General features: G+C 53.1%; 15 protein-coding genes. 10 read left to right on the forward strand and 5 right to left on the reverse strand.

Annotated features, from left to right (window positions below; genetic code table 11):
• Window positions 1–13 precede the first annotated feature (13 nt).
• From CRO74_RS17505 to CRO74_RS31640, 5 genes are all read left to right on the forward strand, one after another.
• Window positions 14–1,891 (forward strand): sensor histidine kinase, encoded by a 1,878-nt coding sequence (locus tag CRO74_RS17505; protein WP_097127448.1) that lies wholly within the window; start codon window positions 14–16, stop codon window positions 1,889–1,891.
• 14 nt (window positions 1,892–1,905) lie between these two features.
• Window positions 1,906–2,304 carry a response regulator gene (locus tag CRO74_RS17510; RefSeq protein ID WP_097127450.1) on the forward strand — a complete coding sequence of 133 codons (399 nt, stop codon included), beginning with the start codon at window positions 1,906–1,908 and terminating at the stop codon, window positions 2,302–2,304.
• Entirely contained in the window at window positions 2,301–4,277 is a 1,977-nt protein-coding gene (locus tag CRO74_RS17515) for a hybrid sensor histidine kinase/response regulator transcription factor (RefSeq protein ID WP_097127452.1), read from the forward strand. Before CRO74_RS17510 ends, CRO74_RS17515 begins: the two co-directional genes overlap by 4 nt.
• A gap of 448 nt (window positions 4,278–4,725) precedes the next feature.
• A complete protein-coding gene (locus CRO74_RS17525; RefSeq protein WP_097127455.1) occupies window positions 4,726–5,172 on the forward strand; it encodes a DUF6934 family protein in 447 nt (148 codons plus the stop codon).
• A gap of 12 nt (window positions 5,173–5,184) precedes the next feature.
• A complete protein-coding gene (locus CRO74_RS31640) occupies window positions 5,185–5,349 on the forward strand; it encodes a hypothetical protein (RefSeq protein WP_179830234.1) in 165 nt (54 codons plus the stop codon).
• Window positions 5,350–5,640: 291 nt separating this feature from the next.
• On the opposite strand, the gene CRO74_RS17530 is transcribed toward CRO74_RS31640, so the two are convergent.
• The 3 genes from CRO74_RS17530 to CRO74_RS17540 are packed head-to-tail and all read right to left on the reverse strand — an operon-like array spanning window position 5,641 to window position 8,728.
• A complete protein-coding gene (locus CRO74_RS17530) occupies window positions 5,641–6,810 on the reverse strand; it encodes a n-acyl-d-glucosamine 2-epimerase (RefSeq protein ID WP_097127456.1) in 1,170 nt (389 codons plus the stop codon).
• Between the two features lie 10 nt (window positions 6,811–6,820).
• Window positions 6,821–8,014, reverse strand: coding sequence for a sialidase family protein (locus CRO74_RS17535; protein ID WP_097127458.1), 1,194 nt, complete (start codon window positions 8,012–8,014; stop codon window positions 6,821–6,823).
• A 9-nt stretch (window positions 8,015–8,023) separates the two neighbouring features.
• A complete protein-coding gene (locus CRO74_RS17540) occupies window positions 8,024–8,728 on the reverse strand; it encodes a FadR/GntR family transcriptional regulator (protein ID WP_097127460.1) in 705 nt (234 codons plus the stop codon).
• 155 nt (window positions 8,729–8,883) lie between these two features.
• On the opposite strand from CRO74_RS17540, the gene CRO74_RS17545 reads away from it, so the two are divergent.
• The 5 genes from CRO74_RS17545 to CRO74_RS17565 all read left to right on the forward strand — a co-directional run bounded on the left by CRO74_RS17545 (window position 8,884) and on the right by CRO74_RS17565 (window position 17,309).
• Window positions 8,884–12,237, forward strand: coding sequence for a SusC/RagA family TonB-linked outer membrane protein (locus tag CRO74_RS17545; RefSeq protein ID WP_097127461.1), 3,354 nt, complete (start codon window positions 8,884–8,886; stop codon window positions 12,235–12,237).
• 17 nt (window positions 12,238–12,254) lie between these two features.
• Window positions 12,255–13,778, forward strand: coding sequence for a RagB/SusD family nutrient uptake outer membrane protein (locus tag CRO74_RS17550; protein ID WP_097127463.1), 1,524 nt, complete (start codon window positions 12,255–12,257; stop codon window positions 13,776–13,778).
• Window positions 13,779–13,931: 153 nt separating this feature from the next.
• Window positions 13,932–14,879 (forward strand): dihydrodipicolinate synthase family protein, encoded by a 948-nt coding sequence (locus CRO74_RS17555; protein ID WP_097127465.1) that lies wholly within the window; start codon window positions 13,932–13,934, stop codon window positions 14,877–14,879.
• A gap of 34 nt (window positions 14,880–14,913) precedes the next feature.
• On the forward strand, window positions 14,914–16,020 hold the full coding sequence (locus CRO74_RS17560) for a Kelch repeat-containing protein (RefSeq protein WP_245877897.1): 1,107 nt from the start codon (window positions 14,914–14,916) through the stop codon (window positions 16,018–16,020).
• Between the two features lie 23 nt (window positions 16,021–16,043).
• A complete protein-coding gene (locus CRO74_RS17565) occupies window positions 16,044–17,309 on the forward strand; it encodes an MFS transporter (RefSeq protein ID WP_097127468.1) in 1,266 nt (421 codons plus the stop codon).
• 366 nt (window positions 17,310–17,675) lie between these two features.
• Here the strand turns inward: CRO74_RS17565 and CRO74_RS17570 are convergent, their stop codons facing one another.
• Window positions 17,676–17,906 (reverse strand): DUF4287 domain-containing protein, encoded by a 231-nt coding sequence (locus CRO74_RS17570; protein ID WP_097127469.1) that lies wholly within the window; start codon window positions 17,904–17,906, stop codon window positions 17,676–17,678.
• Between the two features lie 321 nt (window positions 17,907–18,227).
• On the reverse strand, window positions 18,228–19,154 hold the full coding sequence (locus CRO74_RS17575; protein WP_097127471.1) for an NAD-dependent epimerase/dehydratase family protein: 927 nt from the start codon (window positions 19,152–19,154) through the stop codon (window positions 18,228–18,230).
• Between the last annotated feature and the right edge of the window lie 134 nt (window positions 19,155–19,288).

Here is a 19,288-nt window from a genome sequence, read left to right on the forward strand (position 1 = left end):
ACCCGGAAATTCGATGAACACTGACTGGTTTGAATTAAATGTAGCCGCGGTTGCTTCGGTGGCTGAGCTTACCCTTTGCCTGGCGATCCTGAGTTACCTGCTCAGTTTGCCTAATAAGGATAGGGAAGCCAAACTGTTTACCGGTATATTCTTTCTTTTGTGTCTGTTTTATGCTGATGATGTTTTCTACAACTTTGTCATTTATATGCCCTTTCGCAGGGTTATAATTGTCGTGGGTAACATCATCCTGTGCTTCTCAAATTTATTGTTTGTGTGGTTTGCCTACCAATGCGGGGGTAACCCCTTCAGAAGGGAGTCTACTTGGGCTCTGTTGGTTTTGAGCCTGATTTTAGCCCTCACCCTTCTACTATCGGATATAGGTACTCGAAATATATATCTAGCCCTGGCCTTTTCGCTTTGTGTAGCTTGGGTAGTAGGGATATATACCCGAAAGGCCCGCCGAGTCGAGCAGGAATTGGGGCGGCCTACGCCCACCAGCAAAATGCTGAGAGGCTTTCAAAAATGGGCTATCATCGATTTTTTAATTTGGACAACTGCTCTCTATTTTCACGTGGCCAGACTTCTGGAGTATCTTCCCTTTACGCTTTGGTACTATGTGGCACACTCATTAGGCTTTATTCAAATTACCTATTCCACGATTGTCTTTCTGAATTACACCCAGCAGCGTACCTCGTTCCAGGCCAAAGTAGTTGGCCTGGTACTCTGTCCGCTGCTGATCATTCTAGCCCTTACGCCTTTTTTACTACGGCAACTGATAGTGGACCTGCCCAATTTCGGCTCGGTCAACCACCGGATGTCGGCCGCCTTTTTATGGCTGATTCCCATCACCACCCTGACCGTACTGGCTGGGCTGCCGCGTTTGTTGCGGTCCAATCTACTCAACCCGCTCAACCAGATCCTGGACGGGGTTCGGCAGGTTGATGCGGGTAATCTGGGGGTACAGGTACCGGTATTGGTCAACGATGAGGTAGGTCTGCTAGCTCAGCAATTCAATCGCATGACCAACTCGCTGCAACGGTATAGTAGCGAAATGGAAACGCTCGTAGCCGAGCGAACCGCCCAGCTCCAGCAAACGCTTGACACGCTCAAAGCCACGCAGGCCCAGCTCATCCAGAAAGAGAAGATGGCCAGTCTGGGTGAGCTGACCGCCGGAATCGCCCACGAGATTCAGAACCCCCTGAACTTCGTCAATAACTTCTCCGACGTATCGGTGGAGTTGGTGGAAGAACTTAAAGAGGAAGCCCAGGCGGGTCGAACAACTCACGTGCTGGCCCTCGCCGACGACCTGAGTCAGAACCTGCAACATATTACCCAGAATGGTCAACGGGCCAGCAACATCGTGCGGGGCATGTTAGAGCACAGCCGCACCCCGAGCAGCGAGCGCCGGCCCACTAACCTGAACGCCCTGGCTGATGAATACCTGAAATTAGCTTATCATGGGATGCGGGTGCAGGACCCGGATTTTTCGGTCCAACTGTGTACCCAATTCGATGATGACTCAACGTCGGTGGTGGTTTCCCCGCAGGACATCGGCCGGGTGCTGCTCAATCTCTACAACAACGCCTTTTATGCCGTGCGGCAGAAACAGCAGCAGCAGGTTACCGGATTTGAGCCGCAGGTTATGGTCAGTACGCAGGTCGACCAGGGCACCATTGTCCTGCTGGTAAAGGACAACGGCACCGGCATTCCTAAGAATATTATGGATAAAATTTATCAGCCGTTCTTCACCACCAAGCCGACCGGGCAGGGCACGGGTCTGGGATTGAGCTTAAGCTATGACATTGTCACCAAAGCGCATGGGGGTGACATGCGGGTAGTGAGCCACGAAGGTGAGGGAACCGAATTTGTCATCCAGTTACCGCTTTTTTAACCAGAAACTAACTCATGAAAAATGTAGCAGTCGACGACGAAGCCCAAATGAAACAGCTGTTTGACGCGCGGTTCCGACGCGAACTCAGCAACGGTGAAGTACACCTGACGTTTGCCCGCTCGGTAGAAGAAGCCCTGAACGTTAAGCCCGGCTCCGGCGTGGTACTGATCCTCTTAGCCATCAACTTGCCCGGCATAAGCGGTCTGGAATTATTGCGCCGGACTCGGGAGACGCATCTCCACCGCCCGCCTGCCGTGATGATAACGGCCTACCCAGGAGCCGCTCCGCTTCCCGCCGATCGGCAGCAGGCCACCCGCTACGGGGCAGACGTTTTCCTGACCAAGCCCATTGCTTTTAAACGGTTAGGGAAACTATCCGAGTTCGTTGTGGATGATGAGCCGTCTGCCTCATGAGCATCAAAATTCTGATTGTCGACGACGAAGTGCTACTCCAGACTCTGATGCAGCAGCGGTTCCGGCATAAAATCCGGACGGGAGAGTATGAATTCCGCTTTGCCCTTAGCGGTCGGCAGGCGCTGGACTCCATTCGGGAAAATACCGATATTGATGTAGTACTACTCGACATCAACATGCCCGACATCAGCGGACTGGCGCTACTGGCCCAATTGCCCGATCTGCTGCCGCTGAGCCAGGTAGTGATGGTTTCAGCCTACGGGGACCTGAATAATATCCGGTTGGCGATGAATCGGGGAGCGTTTGATTTCGTAATGAAGCCCATCAATTTTCAGGATCTGGAGACGACTATCGACAAAACCGCCCGGTACGTGAGCCAACTCCGTGAGTCTGTCCACACCAAGGCCGTAGCAGAACTGAAAGCCCGGTTTTTCGACAACATTACCCATGAGTTCCGAACCCCCCTGTCGCTGATTCTGGCTCCGGTCGATGCCCTGTTGCAAAATACGCAGCACGACAATCGCACCCGGCACAGTCTGCTAACGATCCGTCAGAACGGCCGACAGTTGCTGCACCTAATCAACCAGTTGCTGGACCTAACGAAGCTGGAAGCAGGCAGCCTGCCCATAATTGAATTGCGGGGCGATGTAATCCTGTTTGTGACGCAGGTGGTGGACTCCTTCCGCGTCATTGCCGAGCAGAAGGAGCTGGCGCTGTTTTTTTCGACCGATACCGCCGGACACGAAGTGCTCTTTGATGGCGATAAGTGGGAAAAGATCCTGAAAAACCTATTGTCAAATGCTCTCAAATTCACCTCCCCCGGTGGTTGGGTATCCGTTACTTGCCAGCTACAACCGGACCGGGTGGTACTGACCATCAGCGACTCAGGCATCGGTATTCCAGCCGAACACCTGCCCCACATTTTTGACCGCTTTTACCAGGTGGTTACGTCGCTGACCCGCTCGTACGAAGGTTCCGGCATCGGACTGGCACTGGCCAATGAGCTGACCCGTCAATTGGGCGGTACGGTGTCGGTGGAGAGTACCCCGGCCGTGGGAACCACCTTTATCGTAGCACTGCCCGTTCGTCCCTTACCGGAAACGGCTACGTTGGAGAATCCGCAACTGGTTTCGGCCGATACCGAGCCATGGCTGTTTACCCGCGAATCGGCTGAAGACGACGATGCCGATGCCGCCAAACCCCTGATTCTGCTGGTAGAAGATAATAGCGAACTGCTGGCGTTTATTGCCGAATCATTGACAGGTCTGTACCGAGTGCTGACGGCGACAAACGGTCGCGACGCGCTGGACATCGCTCAGCGTGAACTGCCCGATGTAGTCGTCACCGATGTGATGATGCCTGAACTAGATGGCTACCAACTAACGCGCCACCTGAAAAACAACCCGACCACCGACCATATCTGCGTAGTACTGCTGACCGCCCGGTCGGCCCCGGCCAGTCGCCGGGAAGGCCTGGCTGAAGGTGCCGACGATTACCTGACCAAACCCTTCGACCTGGATGAACTGCGCCTGCGGCTGCGTAACCTTATCAGCCGGCAACATAAATTGCGGGCGTTCTTCGAGCGGCAGATGGGGAGCCTCTTGCTGGAAGAAAAAGCTGACGAAACACCGCCGGTAACCGCCCGGGAGGCTTTTCTGACTAAACTCAACAAAATCATTGAAGCGAATCTGGATGACTCCAATTTTCGGGCCGAAACTATGGCCGACGAAGTATGCATGAGCATCCGGACGCTTACCCGTAAACTCACCATGCTCACCGGTATCAGCCCGGGGCGGCTGGTTCGGACCTACCGGCTCCGACGGGCCATTGATCTGCTGCGGCAGGGTCACCCCATTGCGGAGACCGCTTACATGGTCGGCTTCGAGAATCCGTCGTATTTTACCAGAGCTTTTAAAGAGATTTATCAGAAAACGCCTTCAGAGTATTTGGCAGTCAACGAACACTTGTCATGAAAGGTACTCTATTGCCAAAATAGACTGAAAGTTGGCCGAAAAGCACCTGTTCTTGTTCTACCAGGCGCAGCTTCCGCCGGTGGATGTCTAATAATAAATATTCAGGTATATAGTGGTTCAGCGTCCTTTTAGGTGCATCCTGATGGTTTACTTAGTTGAGTGGCTATGGACCTGTCCGCGCTAACTGTCTTCGTAACGTAGTTACTTAATCAGGCCACTCCGCCGTAGGCGACGAACTGGACTACGGTGGCGAGGGGCAGACCCGGGGCGGCACCGACTGTGAGCCACTTGACAGATAGTAAAAAATCAGTGTCTCGCAAAAACGCTCCCTCCTGAGACGTCCAATCCCTCACAAGTAGCTGCATTATAATCGTAGTGGTTTCAGGCTTTGACAAATTCCCGAGGTTAGGTAAGAGAGAAAAACGCTTCTTTCCTACCTTTACCAAGTATGAAGATTGACAAGTATTCGCTCAAAGCGGAAAGTAGTCTGACTGTTTTTGAGTTTGTGAGCGAAGGGCCAAACGGCCTCATCCGTAAACTAATTCAATTTCAAGAAACCAATCAGCCTGATGTATATAATTTGGCGTTCGGTGATAAAAATGTGAAAACAGGCGAAATCGACGATCTAATCGTATCTAACAATGGTGACACTGACAAAGTATTAGCTACTGTCGTTGCAGCCTTGTATGCTTTCTTCGACAAACATCCTGATGCATTCGTATATGCTACCGGCAGCACTGAAGCACGAACCAGATTATACCGAATAGGGATCACCCGTTTTTGTGGGGAAATGATTCAGGATTTTGAGTTATATGGACAAATTGGAGATGAATTTTATGAATTTGAGGTTGGTAAAGAATATGCGGACTTTTTAGCACAACGAAAATTTGTTTAACTTGTCAGTATTATGCGAACCGTTGAAGAACTCAATAAAAGCAAAGCGCCTATTGTGCGAATTGATCCTTCATTGGAGCAATATCGTGACAAGGTGCTGTTTCCCGAAAAATTGGCCAAAGCCAACGAACTATTGAAGACGGCGAAGTTGCCGAGTCGGAAACGAGTTACGTCTTGAATTCCAGATATTTGCGCAGTAGCTGACCGTCCGCAAGATAAGATTTGACTGCCCAGGCGTCCACGAAGGCTTCTTCCTGAGACGAGGAAAAGTTCATAAAATAAGCTCCCGCCTAAGACGACGAAGTAGTCATGTATCTGCTCATTAATTCGGGCGTTAAAATAGATAGCTTGTTTTAACAACTGTCAAGTACTATTCGTAGCATACGGACTCTTTGTACTAGTTTGCGTTTGACCGTTTGGCGATATGCCGAACGTCAACCATCGCCTACAGCTATCTAGCGACATCCGCTCATTTCTCCAGATTTACCAGGGTCTGCCAACACTGGTATAAGCCTCTCGGTACATGGAAACAGCCTTTCCATTTTCCTCCTTTCAACGGGAGAAGAACCTCGCCCCGGCGGTTCAGGTAGCCATACCACTCGCCATGAACCGGGTCCGGGAAATGCGCCCAGGTGTAGGCATGTACGCGTTCAAACCAGTCCCAGCAGGCCTGATTGCCCGTTTTATGATGGCCTTTTAGCAAGGTTACCAGTGTTTCGACGTGTACCCACCAGAGCTTCTGATCCCATTCCAGTTGCTGAGGTGGATGCCCCTGACTATCCATAAAATAAAAGAGGCCGCCAAATTGACTATCCCAGGCGTATTCAAGGGTGTTGAGCGTGATGCGTACGGCCTTGTCGAGTAGTGCATGGTCATTGCGCCGGGTGGCCAGGTCCATGATGAACCACATGGCTTCGATGGCATGACCGGGGTTGAGCAAACGACCTTCGTAACTGTCCGAAAACTTCCCTTCGGGCGTGACGTTTTCCCGAATCAGGCCTAAATCCGGGTCGTAAAACACATCCATCACTTCATGAATGCATTCGTCGATGGTCTGGTCGACCAGCGTTTGATCGAGCAGGTGTTCGATTTCCAGCGAGAGGTTGCACAGGATCATAGGCAACGCAAAGTTCTTCAGTGGCCGGGTGCCCGCAATGGCTTTACTCCACTGGCCCTTCGGATTGTCGCGTCGACGCAGAATCTGCTCAAACGTCGATTTGGCGATCCGGGCGTATTCGTCATTACCCGTCGCTACCGACAACTGCCCGAAGGCCATCGTGGCAAAACAGTCCGAGAAAATATTGTAGGGTTGAACCAACGGCTGGCCATCGCGGGTCAGCGAAAAATACCAGCTTCCATCCTCGGCCCGGCCGTAGGTTTTCAGAAAGCTGGCCCCGTGCTCAGCCATAGCCAGCCAGTCGGGGCACTGCTCCACCTGATTATACAGCATGGAGAAGGTCCAGACCTGGCGCGCCTGGAGCCAGACAAATTTATCGGTATCGTAGACCTTGCCTTGCTGATCGAGACAAGTGAAAAAGCCACCGGCCTGCTGATCGACGGAGTGCTGCTGCCAGAACGGAATGACATCCTTCAGCAAGGCGTCGCGGTAAAGCTGGGTGTAGGATTGGGTGGTGATCATATCAGGGGGCTTATTTAATCAGCCAGTCGTAGCGGAAGCAGGCGTAGGTGATATTGGTGTAGTCATCTTTTTCATAGAGCACGCCAACCCTATTATCCTGCTGGATAACAAGGTCTGAATAGGCCGATGAACCCGCGTAAATGGTTTTTCCCGCCGACCAGCTTTTGCCATTGTCGCGGCTGACACGAACGGTTAGATTAATGCGGCTGGTCTGGCTGTTGGCATTGGCGAACAAAAGAACGCTTTGGCCACGACGGGGCTGGTAGTTAATCATGCTTCCCTGGCAAACCGGATCGGGTAAATCGGTGGCGACAACGACGGGGTCCCAGCGTTCGCCCGCACTGGCCGAGAAGGTGAGGAGCCGGTTCTTGACATCGCCCGACTGGTTACGGGCGTTTAGCAACAGCCCTCCGTCGGTCGTTTCGGCCGCTGTACTTTCATTGCCGCCGGGATAGGGTATAGTTGGCGACAGTTGCCAGCTCTTTCCGTGATCGTCCGAGTAAAATCCATGCGCCCGGTAATCCCTGAACTGCGGTTGAGGCTGGCCTTCGGAGTGGTTGGCCGCCACAAAAATCCGCCCTTTGTAGCGCCCTTTTTGAAGTTGCAGCGCGTGGCCGGGGGTATTGGCATACGAACGCCAGTCTTCCGGAAAGGCATAGCCCGGATTCACATCGGGCTTGTTGGGCCGTGATACCTGCGTGGTAATATTGACCGGTTCCGACCAGGTCTGACCGCCGTCCGTGCTGGTTTTGTACCAGACTTCGCGCACCGCCAACCCTTTTCGAACATCGGCTTCCGAAGCGGTGCCGGTATTATACAGTAAAAACAGCCGCCCATTGGGAAAACGGGAATCGCTCAGATCGAACACCGGGGTGGGGTTACCGGCTTGTTGAGTGCCAAAATCGACAGCCGTCTGAATGGGACTCCACGACTGCCCGTTGTCTTTACTGGTTCGTAACACAATATCGACATCGCCAAAGTCACCGCAATCCGTTCGACGCCCTTCAGCAAACGCCAGCAGAATACCCTTCGGTGTTTTCACAATGGCCGGAATCCGGTAGCAGAGGTAGCCCCCTTCGCCATTCTGGAAGACCGTTGTTTCAACAATAGCCTGTTGAGCCGAGTCGGTAGCAAAACTACCGGGTTGTGGCAGGCTGGGCGGGCCAAGAAAAAGGCTGGCCACCAATAAACATGAATAAACCATACCGAGGGGTCAGAACAGGCGTTGAAAGTGATTTTCGAAGTGGTTGCGCATGGCGTTACGAAAGGCTTCGGGCGTGCCGTGCTGAATTACGTCGACAATGCCCCGGTGGGAGACAAACTTCTTTTGCTGCACCTGTTTTTTCAGGATGCCGCTCTCGTGGACATACTTGAAAATGGGCAGCAGCATCCGCTGAAACCGGCGCAGGGTTTCGTTGCCGGTAATGTCGTACAGCTTGCCGTGGAAACGAACCTCCTGCTCCGAATCAAACAGCAGGTCTTCCGTATTGAGCGGCTCATTGGCTACGATGGCGTAGAGTTCGTCAATATCATTCTGGGTTACCCGCTCGAACAGTAAATCGCCCATGCCGATTTCCAGCACCATCCGTAGTTCGAAAATGTCGCGTAGGGTGGTGTTGTCCAGAATGCCCGGATACATGGTCTTTTCAATCAGCGATAACAGATCCGGGTTGGTGATAACCGTACCGCGTTTCTTTTTCGTATCCAGCATCCCCCGCATCCGCAACCGCATCAGGGCTTCGCGTAATACCGTCCGGCTCACCCCCAGTTGAGCCGCTAATTCGATCTCTTTCGGGATAACATCCCCCGCTTTGAACTGCTTGTCGTTGAAAAAGTCAAGCAGGTCACCTTCCACTTTGTCGACCAGCGTGAGGTTTTCATTCAACTTGAAATCACTCTGGCTATGTACGTAATCCATGTATTATGTATAATATAAAAAGTTCTTCTGTTCGATTAAGTCAGACAATATTCGGCAATTATTCCATTCTAAAAAAATTTTAACGCTTTATTGACTTTTATGTACAACATAATACCTTTGTAAAGTCATACTTATTTCCTTATCTGCTGTAAACTATGCGATTATCCGTTACATATCCGCGCAAGTATCGATATTATGTCGTACTTATTATTTGTTGGCTCACCTCTGTGGGGGCCTGGGCACAAACCACGACCCTGTCGGGCAGCGTTCGGGATGTCCGAACAAACGAGTTGCTGCCGGGGGTAAATATTACCGTTAGAGGCACCAACCGGGGTACGGTGACCAATCAGGACGGTCAGTTCTCGCTTCCCGTCAAAAAAGGCGATGTGCTGGTGGTTTCGCTCATCAGTATGAGCACGCAGGAAGTCGTGATCGAAAATCAGACCACGCTCGACGTCAAGCTGACCGAAAGCGCCAAAAGTCTGGACGAAGTTGTCGTGGTTGGTTATGGCCAGCAGAGTCGAAAAACGCTGACCGGGGCCGTATCAACCATCGACCAGACCGTGTTTAAATCGGTACCGCGAACAAACGTGGGCACCGCCTTACAGGGCACCGCCCCCGGCTTACGGGTGCAACAAACGACGGGGCAGCCTGGCGCAACGCCAACGATTGTGTTTCGGGGCGGCACAGATTTCAATGGCTCCGGTTCGCCATTGGTGGTGCTGGATGGGGTTATTGTGCCCTCGCTGTTCGGTATCAATATGGAAGATGTGGAAAGCATCGACCTGCTGAAAGATGCCGCATCGGCCGCCATTTATGGGGCACGGGCTTCCAATGGCGTCATTCTGGTAACAACCAAGAAGGGCAAAAAAGGCCGTACTTCCGTAACGTATAGCTTTAAGCGGGCCAACAACTACATCCGGCGAAATCCGCTGGAATATATGTCTGCGTCTGATTACATTCTCTGGAACCGACGCGGGATCGCCAGCCGATACGCAGCTGCTCAGGCCGACAACAATACCGCCGAAATGAATAATGCCCGAAACCAGCTGACGGGTGCCTGGGGATGGGGCGTAAATTCGGGCTGGACCGCCCCCGATGGGAAATACTCCACCCAACTGGTATCAAACAGTAACCGAAATCTGCTCACCGACCCGCAATACAGTTTACTGATCGATAAAAATCCGTTTAACGCTAATCAGACTGACAGCTTACTTTATCGATCCACTTCGCAACGCCAACTGGAAGACCTGATTCTCCAGCAGGGAGTCCTCAATGAGCACTACCTGAACGTTTCGGGGGGCAATGATCAGGGTAATTTTGCCCTGGGCGTGGGCAGTATTCGTGATGCGGGAACGCTCATTGGCTCGTCGCTGAGCCGGATGAACATGAACTTCAACGGCGGACTGAACGTCGGCAAGAACCTGGTCGTGAGTCTGAACATGTCGGGTTACAGTGCCAAAACGACGCCTTCCTTTATCTCGGCCGATGCTAGTGGGGGGCTACAGGGTGGAGTCGTACAGCGTTTCGCTGGCATTGCTCCAACCGTCCGGCTTACCAACGACCAAACGGGGGCCATACTGCCGGGAGTCGACGCCGTCTGGCTGGGGAACCCGGCTTACTTTAAGGATAAATTTTTTAACCAGACCCTCGAACAGCGGTATGCCGGTGGGCTGAATCTGGAATACACCATCCTGCCGGGCCTGAAAGCCCTCGCGTCGGCTTCGGGGTTTTACCGTTACACCACCGCCGAAAGTTTTACCAAAGCCTACGTTAACGGCACCGGGGGCGCGTTGGTCAACACCCGCAATGCGTCGTTTACGAACCAGCGGGCCAGTCAGTATACCTACAATGCGTTCCTTCAGTACAACAAGGATTTTGGGAAACATACCGTGTCGGCGCTGGCAGGTGGTGAGTTTTTCGAAAGCCGGGTGTACGATTACGGTGCCACCGCTAACTTAGCCGCTACTGATTTCATTCCGTGGTTATCGGCCTCAACGGCGGCTGTGGGTGTGCCTACCTCCTCCTTTTCGAGCTGGCAGCGGCTGGCTTCCGTTATTGGCCGGGTTAATTACACCTTCGCCAATACCTACCTGCTGAACGTCAACCTGCGGTACGACGGCACTTCGAAACTGATCACGAATCAGTACGGATTCTTTCCCGGCGTTTCGCTGGGCTGGAACATGCACTATGCCGATTTCTTCGCCAATTCGTTCCTTCGTCGGTACGTGTCAACGCTGAAGCCCCGGATCAGTTTCGGTGAAAACGGCAGCATCAACCCGCTCAACAGTGCGGGCCAGCCCCTCATTGGCGACTATGCCACCATTCCGCAGTACGGCAGCGTTGGCACGTATAGCGGCCAGCCGGGTTTTGCCGCCAGTGGTATTACGAACACCAACCTCAAATGGGAACGGGCCAATACGCTCAATTTCGGGGTGGATGTGGGGCTCCTCAACAACCGCGTAACGGTCATTGCCGATTACTTTGTCCGCAATGTGTACGATAAAATTACCTCGCTTACCATTCCGGGCTGGACGGGCTTTAGCTCGTACGTGACCAACCTGGGACAGCTTCAAAACCGGGGTATCGAACTGGAAGTCAGAGCGAATGTACTGAAACCGACAAGCGCCGATGGGGTCTCCTGGACCGTGAGCGCCAACCTGTTTCACGTTAAGAACTTTGCCAAAAAACTACCGAATAATGGCCTGGACCTGAATCGGCAGGGAGCCGTTCAAATTTTCGATCCCGCCCAGAACAAGCTGGTTTGGGTAGGTGGTTTACAAGAGGGTAAGCGCGTCGGGCTGGATGAAATTTATGCGCCTATTTACGATGGTATCTATACCTCACAGGCCCAATTGGACGAGCGCGCCAACCTGCTGAATACCTACCTGCCGTACACCAACAAGCGAATCAAACTGCTGGGCGATGCCCGCTGGCGGGACACCGACAAAAACGACACCCTCGACTACCGTGATAACGTGTTCGTTGGCCGAACGACCCCTACCATTCAGGGCGGTTTCTCGTCGAATCTCTCCTGGAAAGGCTTCAATCTATACGGTCAGTTCGATTATTCGCTGGGCTTCGTCATCGTCAACCAGTCCTACCTGCGCGGTATGTCGCAGGTGCAGGGCTCGCAGAACGGGCCGGTCGACATTACCAAAACCTGGTCGCCGGAGAATCCGACCGGTACATTGCCCCGCTATTACTGGGCCAATTACGGCCGGAATTATTTCACCGATGCCGGGGGCAACACCACCGCTCCGGCCAATTTCTGGCAGAAAGGCGATTACCTGGCCATGCGCGAAGTAACGCTGAGCTACGACATGCCCGCCAAATTACTCGAACGGGTGGCCCGCAATCGGGTCAAGAGTCTCCGGGTATTCCTGACGGGCTCCAACCTGGTGTATATCACGGGGTATAACGGAACATTCCCCGAAGTAGGCGGCAACGATGTAGGCCGTTTCCCGCTGCCCCGAACCGCTACACTGGGTGCTACGATCAGTCTCTAACCTCCAAGCTGAACATCATGAAACCACATATAGTAACAATTACGCTGGTCGGCTGTTTGATAGCCGGTTCCGGCCTGTTTTCCTGCCAGAATGAACTTCGGGAAGTGATTCCGCAAACGTCGCTCAACCAAAGTCTGGTCTTGTCAGACGCCAACGCGGCACAAACCCTCTATACGGGCGTTTACAGTTCATTCCGAAACTACCACAGTACCTTATTCGCCCTGGGCGAAATGCGGTCCGATCTCTGGTCCGATGGGCTCTTTACCGAATCGGAGGACGCTGGGCTTAAGCAATACTGGTCGCACAACATCAGCCGAAACAATGTGCCCGTTGATAACTGGGGTGGACTGTATAATCTGGTCGACCGCATCAACACCGTTATCAAACTGTTTCCGTCGGCCCCACTCGACGACGCCAAACGAAAAACGTACCTCGCCGAAATGTATGGCATGCGGGCCTTTGTCTATTACACCCTGCTGCGAACGTGGGGGGGCGTGCCCATTACGACAGAGCCTGTTACGGCCGTGGAGAATCTGACCGACCTCTACAAAGCCCGGTCAACGCCCGAGGACGTGATGAAACTGATCAAAAGTGATCTGGAACAGTCGTTAACGCTGTTTGCGGGCAGTAATGCGTTTGCCACCAAACGCGTCAACTGGAATCGGGCTGCCTCACTAACGCTGAAAGGCGATGTATTTATCTGGTCGGGTACGCACATGGGGGGCGGCAATGCCGATTTCACGGTTGCCAAATCGGCGCTGGAAGAGGTAAAAGCCCTGCCAACGCTGGGCCTACAGGCCACGTACGCCGACATTTTCGATCCGACAAAAAAGAGCAATAACCGGGAAATCATTTTTGCGATCAATTACGAGAAAAACGAAGCCATCCAGGGCGTGTACGGTAGTTTTCTGGTGAATACGACCCAGGCGGGCACCTTGTTTTTCGATCCCGTTCCCGGTCCGGCCGTGGCTGTCAATACGACCTTTCCATTCGTTGCCGGTGCGAGCCGGGTGGGTATGTCCAGCGCTACGATCACCAAACTGAGTAATCCCAACGATCAGCGTATTCGCGCATCGTTTCGGGTCATGTACCGGAATACGGCGGGTTTCCCCATTGCCGCGGTCATGCTGACAAAGTTTATTGGCCGGGTCGACGCGGGTATACAACTCTACGACAATGACTTTCCCATTTATCGGTACGCGGATGTGCTGCTCCTGCTCGCCGAAGCGAATATGAAATTGGGTAACGATCCATCCGCCGACATCAACGCCATTCGGGCGCGGGCTTATGGCACGGGTTTTACGGTGTATACCAACGGAAATCAGGAGACGAACATGAATGCCATTCTGGATGAATACCTCCGGGAGTTTATCGGGGAAGGCAAACGGTGGTGGGCCTTACGCCGGGCGGGCAATGCGTATGTGTTTGCCGCGGTGAACCCGGTTTATCTGCCCGCAGCCCAGGCCTTTAAACTGGTATTACCCATTTCCGTTTCCATGCTCAACACCGACCCGAAACTGGTGCAGACGCCGGGGTATTAAGGTGTCAGATCTTTGGTGGGTAGTGGTGTCAGGCGTGCGTACCTGACACCACTACCCACCAAACGCAACAAGCGTTTACGAGTACATTATTCATAGGTTGGTTTCATAGTTCCTTCGGATTTTGTTCGAAGGAACTCTTCTTCCTTCATTTTTATGTCAAACATTCCAAAAACCGAGGGGCTGGTAGCGGCTCCGTTTACCCCCATGCTGGCGGATGGTAGCCTGAATCTGGCTCCTATTCCGCAGTATGCTCAATTCCTTGTTCAGAACGGAATCAAAGGCGCTTTCATCGGCGGCTCAACGGGCGAGGGGGTTTCGCTTTCTTTTCCCGAAAAGCTGGAACTGCTCCAGGCATGGGGCCAGGTGGATGCCCCCGACCTGACGAAAATCATGCTGGTAGGCGGCACATCCCTGGAAGAAAGCAAGCTACTCGCGCAAGAAGCTGGCCAGGCTGGTTTTCAAGCCGTTGCGGTGCTGGCGCCGTTCTATTTCAAACCGGCCAATGTGGAACTGCTGGCCCGGTTTTGTATTCAGATTGGCGAAGCGGCTCCCGAACTGGGGCTTTATTTCTACCATATTCCTGCTCTGACGGGAGCCAACCTGTCGATGATTGATTTTCTGGCCTGCATCGACGGGCGGCTGCCTAATTTTTACGGCATCAAATACACCCACAACGACCTCATGGATTTTCGGCAGTGCGTGTTGTTCGGCAATCAGAAATACGATATCCTGTGGGGCTGGGACGAAATTTACCTGGCCGCCATGGCTATGGGCGCGCGGGGTGCGGTGGGCAGTACGTTCAACTATGCCGCCCCGCTATACTACGATCTGATGGCGGCCTTTCAGGCGGGCGATCTGGAAAAGGCCCGGCAGTTGCAGGATAAATCCATTGCCATTGTCCGGATTCTGGGCAAGTACGGCGGCATTGCCACGGGCAAAGCGTTTATGCGGGCGGTAGGTCTCGACTGCGGAGAGTTCCGGCTTCCCATTGCCAACATGCCTGCCGAACAGTACGCGCGTTTTCTGGACGACCTGAACGCCATCGACTTCCATACTTATGCTTCTCAAATGCCTATACCGGCCATCGCCAGCGAGCTGTAAACGAGCTTGTATCGGGCTACTTATGATCAAGTTGATGTTACTTTCAGCCAGTACCCAGGCGCAGTTGCGCTATACCCGGCTCCCGGATTTACCTCTCGTGGACGGTCAGCCAAATCCGGGTGTGGCCGGGGCCTTTGCGGGGGTCAGTAATGGGGCCTTGCTCATTGCAGGCGGGGCCAATTTTCCCAGCGGCTTCCCCTGGCAGGGAGGTAAAAAAGTGTGGCATTCGACGGTCTATGTGCTGGTTCGCGAGGGCGAGGCATACCGCTGGCAATCCACGCAGCAACTGGATCGACCACGGGGATATGGCGCTTCGGTGGTCTGGAATGACCAGCTGATTTGTGCGGGCGGGAATGACGCGGATCACCGTTTCGCCGATGTGTTCGGCTTACGCTGGAACCCGTCGACGGCTACGCTCGACCGGCAGACGCTTCCCGCACTGCCTATGCCGTTGGCGAATCTGGCGGCCGCCCTCTCGGGAAATAACCTATACGTGTTCGGGGGGGAATCCGGGCAGGGAACGGAGAAAAGCCTGTTTGTGCTCGACCTGAAAACCCCGGCCAGCGGCTGGCAGAAACTGGCCGATTTGCCCGGTCCGGCCAGAGCCTACGCCGGGGTGTCGGCTCAATCGAACGGGGCCGGTCAGTCGTTGTATATGGTGGGCGGCCGGCAGACGGAAAACGGACGGACCACCGTCTATTCCGATGTGTACGAATACCGGATAAGCCAGCAGAAGTGGTACCGCTTGCCGGATTTGCCTCACCCACTCGCGGCCCATCAGGCAATTGCCCTTGGTTCACATACGCTGCTTGTGTGTGGCGGTGACGATGGCACCCGACTGCAACAAATTGAAGCGTTATCGAATCAGGCAAACCAATTACCCGATGGTGCCGAAAAACAGAAACGCACAGTCGAGCGGAACGACTTGCAAATCAATCATCCCGGCTTTATCAGAACGGTCTGGCAGTTTCGGACGGATACGAAAAAATGGTCGGTCGTGGATACGTTGCCTTTCCCCACGCCCGTAACAACCCCGTTGGTACGGTGGGGCACGAGTATCGTTATCCCAAGTGGCGAAATAACGCCCGGCATCCGAACCCCAGCCATCTGGAAAATAGACAGTAACCAATCGAAATACTGAGTCAGGCAATCCCATCTAAGCGAATGAACGACAAGGGAGTAAATCAACAGGATAGAGTATATCCCTGGGTAGTAGTGGGGCTTTTGTGGGTGGTGGCTATGCTCAATTACATGGACCGGCAAATGCTGGCCACCATGCGGCCGTCCATGCAACTGGACATTAGTGAACTTCAGTCGGCCACAAATTTTGGCCGGTTAATGGCTGTTTTTCTCTGGATTTATGGCTGTATGAGCCCCGTGTCGGGCATTGTGGCGGATCGGTTCAACCGGAAGTGGCTGATTGTGGGTAGTTTATTCGTCTGGTCGGGGGTTACGTTTTCGATGGGATACGCTACCACGTTCGATCAGCTTTACTGGCTGCGGGCCATCATGGGCATCAGCGAAGCCCTGTATATCCCGGCTGGGCTGGCGCTTATTGCTGATTATCACACGACCAGAACACGATCGCTGGCGGTTGGTATTCACATGACCGGCCTCTACATGGGCCAGGCATTGGGCGGATTCGGGGCCACCGTAGCCGAGTCCTATTCCTGGCCAACCGCCTTTCAGGGGTTCGGTATTGCCGGGCTGGTGTATGCGGTGGTGCTCAGCTTCTTTCTGCGCGAGATCAATCGGGGGGCAGTTCTGAATACGGTTACGGATACGTTAACCCCGAACGACATTCCTCTGACGAAGGGCCTGAGTCTGCTGCTGGCCAATACGTCTTTCTGGGTCATTCTCTTCTATTACGCCATTCCCAGTCTACCCGGCTGGGCCACCAAAAACTGGCTTCCAACGCTCTTTGCCACGAATCTGCACATCGACATGGCTACCGCCGGGCCGCTTTCTACCATTACCATTGCTGCATCTTCCTTTTTTGGTGTGTTGTGTGGCGGTATTTTATCCGACCGGTGGGTACAGACCAATAACCGGGGACGCGTCTATACCAGCGCCATCGGCCTGTCTTTAACCATACCCTCGCTGCTGCTCATCGGCTTTGGCGATTCGCTTTTTCACGTGGTGGGCGCGGCTTTGTGCTTCGGTTTTGGCTACGGCATGTTCGACGCTAACAACATGCCGATTTTATGCCAGTTTGTTCCGGCTCGTCATCGGGCAACGGCCTACGGCATTATGAACATGACCGGCGTCTTTGCCGGTGCGTTGATTACCAACTGGCTGGGCAAATCAATGGATTCGGGTCAACTGGGTGCCGATTTCGCCATGCTGTCGGGTATTGTTCTGGTTGCGTTGCTGGTGCAGTTGTATTTTTTGAGACCAACCGTCAATGACTTTGTTGCTATAGAAGGCTAATGTATGTAAAGGGGCGATGGCGCTACTTCTGTTCTGGAACACGATATGCCCGTCTTACGCGCAACTTCGGCTGGCCGCCATTTGGCAAAGCAGGATGGTTATCCAGCGCAATAAACCTATACCGATCTGGGGATAGCCTATGCCTGGTCAACCGGTGCGTGTTCGATTGGGAACTGCCCAGCGCCAGACCGATGAATCCTACGAAAATGGGCCGCTGATGGTTGTTAAACTTAGGAAAGGATGGTATGCAATTGATTACATTTGACAGATATTAGAAAAAATTACTGTCTCGCAAAAACCCTCGAAAAGTGATCAGTGTCTTCCCGGTACAGTCTGCTTTGAAAACCCGCTCAATGCGGATCTGCTTTACTCACTATGTTCGTCTTTGAGCCCTTTGAGCAAGGCATAAATAGCCATCGCGTGGCCTTGACCAAGCGAGAAATCCTTCGCCAGCCATTGGGTAATTTCACCCGCTTTTACGTCTGGTTTCAGAATTCCCTCCGTGGTCAACCCCTTTTCCTGGGCCAGTTGGCGGAAATCGTCAGGACTTTTGCCCGTTTTGGCTTTGATTGTTTTCAGATAGCCTTGGAATGACATAGTTAATTAAAGTTGAGTTTGGATATACTGAGAAATCTATAGGCTGACAATAGCAAATCTATACGGTTTATAGCGTCTTCATAGGGGTAGTTGTGTGCTTTGTAAGGCGGATCATCTCCATTCGGAGAGGCATCGGTTGGATTAACCGTTGAGCGTTATCTCAGAATTAAGTAGTCAACGCTAAGAAAACGCGCTTAAAATAATTGGAACACATGTTCCGGTATCGGCTACTTCATCCGGCGCTATAAAGTAACATCTATAGACATTATGTCTGATATTTTTTACTTGTTAATGTTGGTAAAGGTAGTTCCATGATACCAATCACGCCTTGGTGTTTAAGGTCGACAATACCCCGATAATCCCTTGCTCGAAACGAGCGTAGACCGGCTTCCAGTTCAGTTCCTGTTTGGCTTTCTGGTTGTTGACCCGAAACGAGCTGGTCAGCGATTGCACCAGCGGCCGACCGATCAACAGCCCAATCAGCCAGGGCGGGATACTGCCCACTGGCTTCACGCCCTGGCTGGTGGTCAGGTGGTTGACGAGTTGGCGAAGGGGCAGTGGTTCATCATCCACAATGTTGTAGACCTCTCCGGCTTTTCCCTGGTCGAGGGCTTTCTCAAAAGCATGGGCCAGATCCTGGACATGGATCGGACTCCAATAGTTGTCCCCTTTACCAAAGACCCGTAGTTGACCTTTCTTCAGGGTGTCATAGAACGAAGCCTTGAATAAGCCGCCCGGACCGTAGACAAAACCGGGACTCAGCACGATGACGTTGAGTCCTTGCTGGTGGTGTAGCGCCAGAAGTTGGGCTACGACTGCCGCATGGCCTTCGCCCAACGGAGAGGGTATAGCGGGGGTGGTCTCATCGATCCAGGTGGCACCATGATCGCCGTAGTTGAAGCAACCGCTGGTATAGACTAGCCGTTTGTCATGTTGCAGACAGGCCTGGGCTAATGCCAGCGTCATGTGCTGGTCGGCCTGGTTGATCTGTTGTTTACTGGCGTTAGTAAAGCGGCCCTGCACACTCAATTGGGCGGCCTGAATGACTGCATCGACGGTAGGTACCACGGGCAGGTAGGTTTGAGCAGCAGCCATCTCACCCGGTTGGGGGACCATGCCCTGCGCAATAAGTGGTTGCGCTTTGGCTAAGTCGCGCACTAAACCAGTAACCTGGTGGCCCTTGGCCAGCAGGGTCTCGACGATGGCGCTACCAACGAAGCCGGTGGCACCGGTAACAAATACATGCATAAGGATGGGGGTTGATGACAGGTCAATCTACGAAGGAATTCGACTACTGGTAGCGGGTGGTACTGTGGGCATAAACGAAGGGGGGGGCCGTGTACAAGCTAAACTGGTACAATACGGTTGGTGCTCCTGGAACG

Origin of the sequence: Spirosoma fluviale (assembly GCF_900230225.1) — a bacterium.
Taxonomy (GTDB): domain Bacteria; phylum Bacteroidota; class Bacteroidia; order Cytophagales; family Spirosomataceae; genus Spirosoma; species Spirosoma fluviale.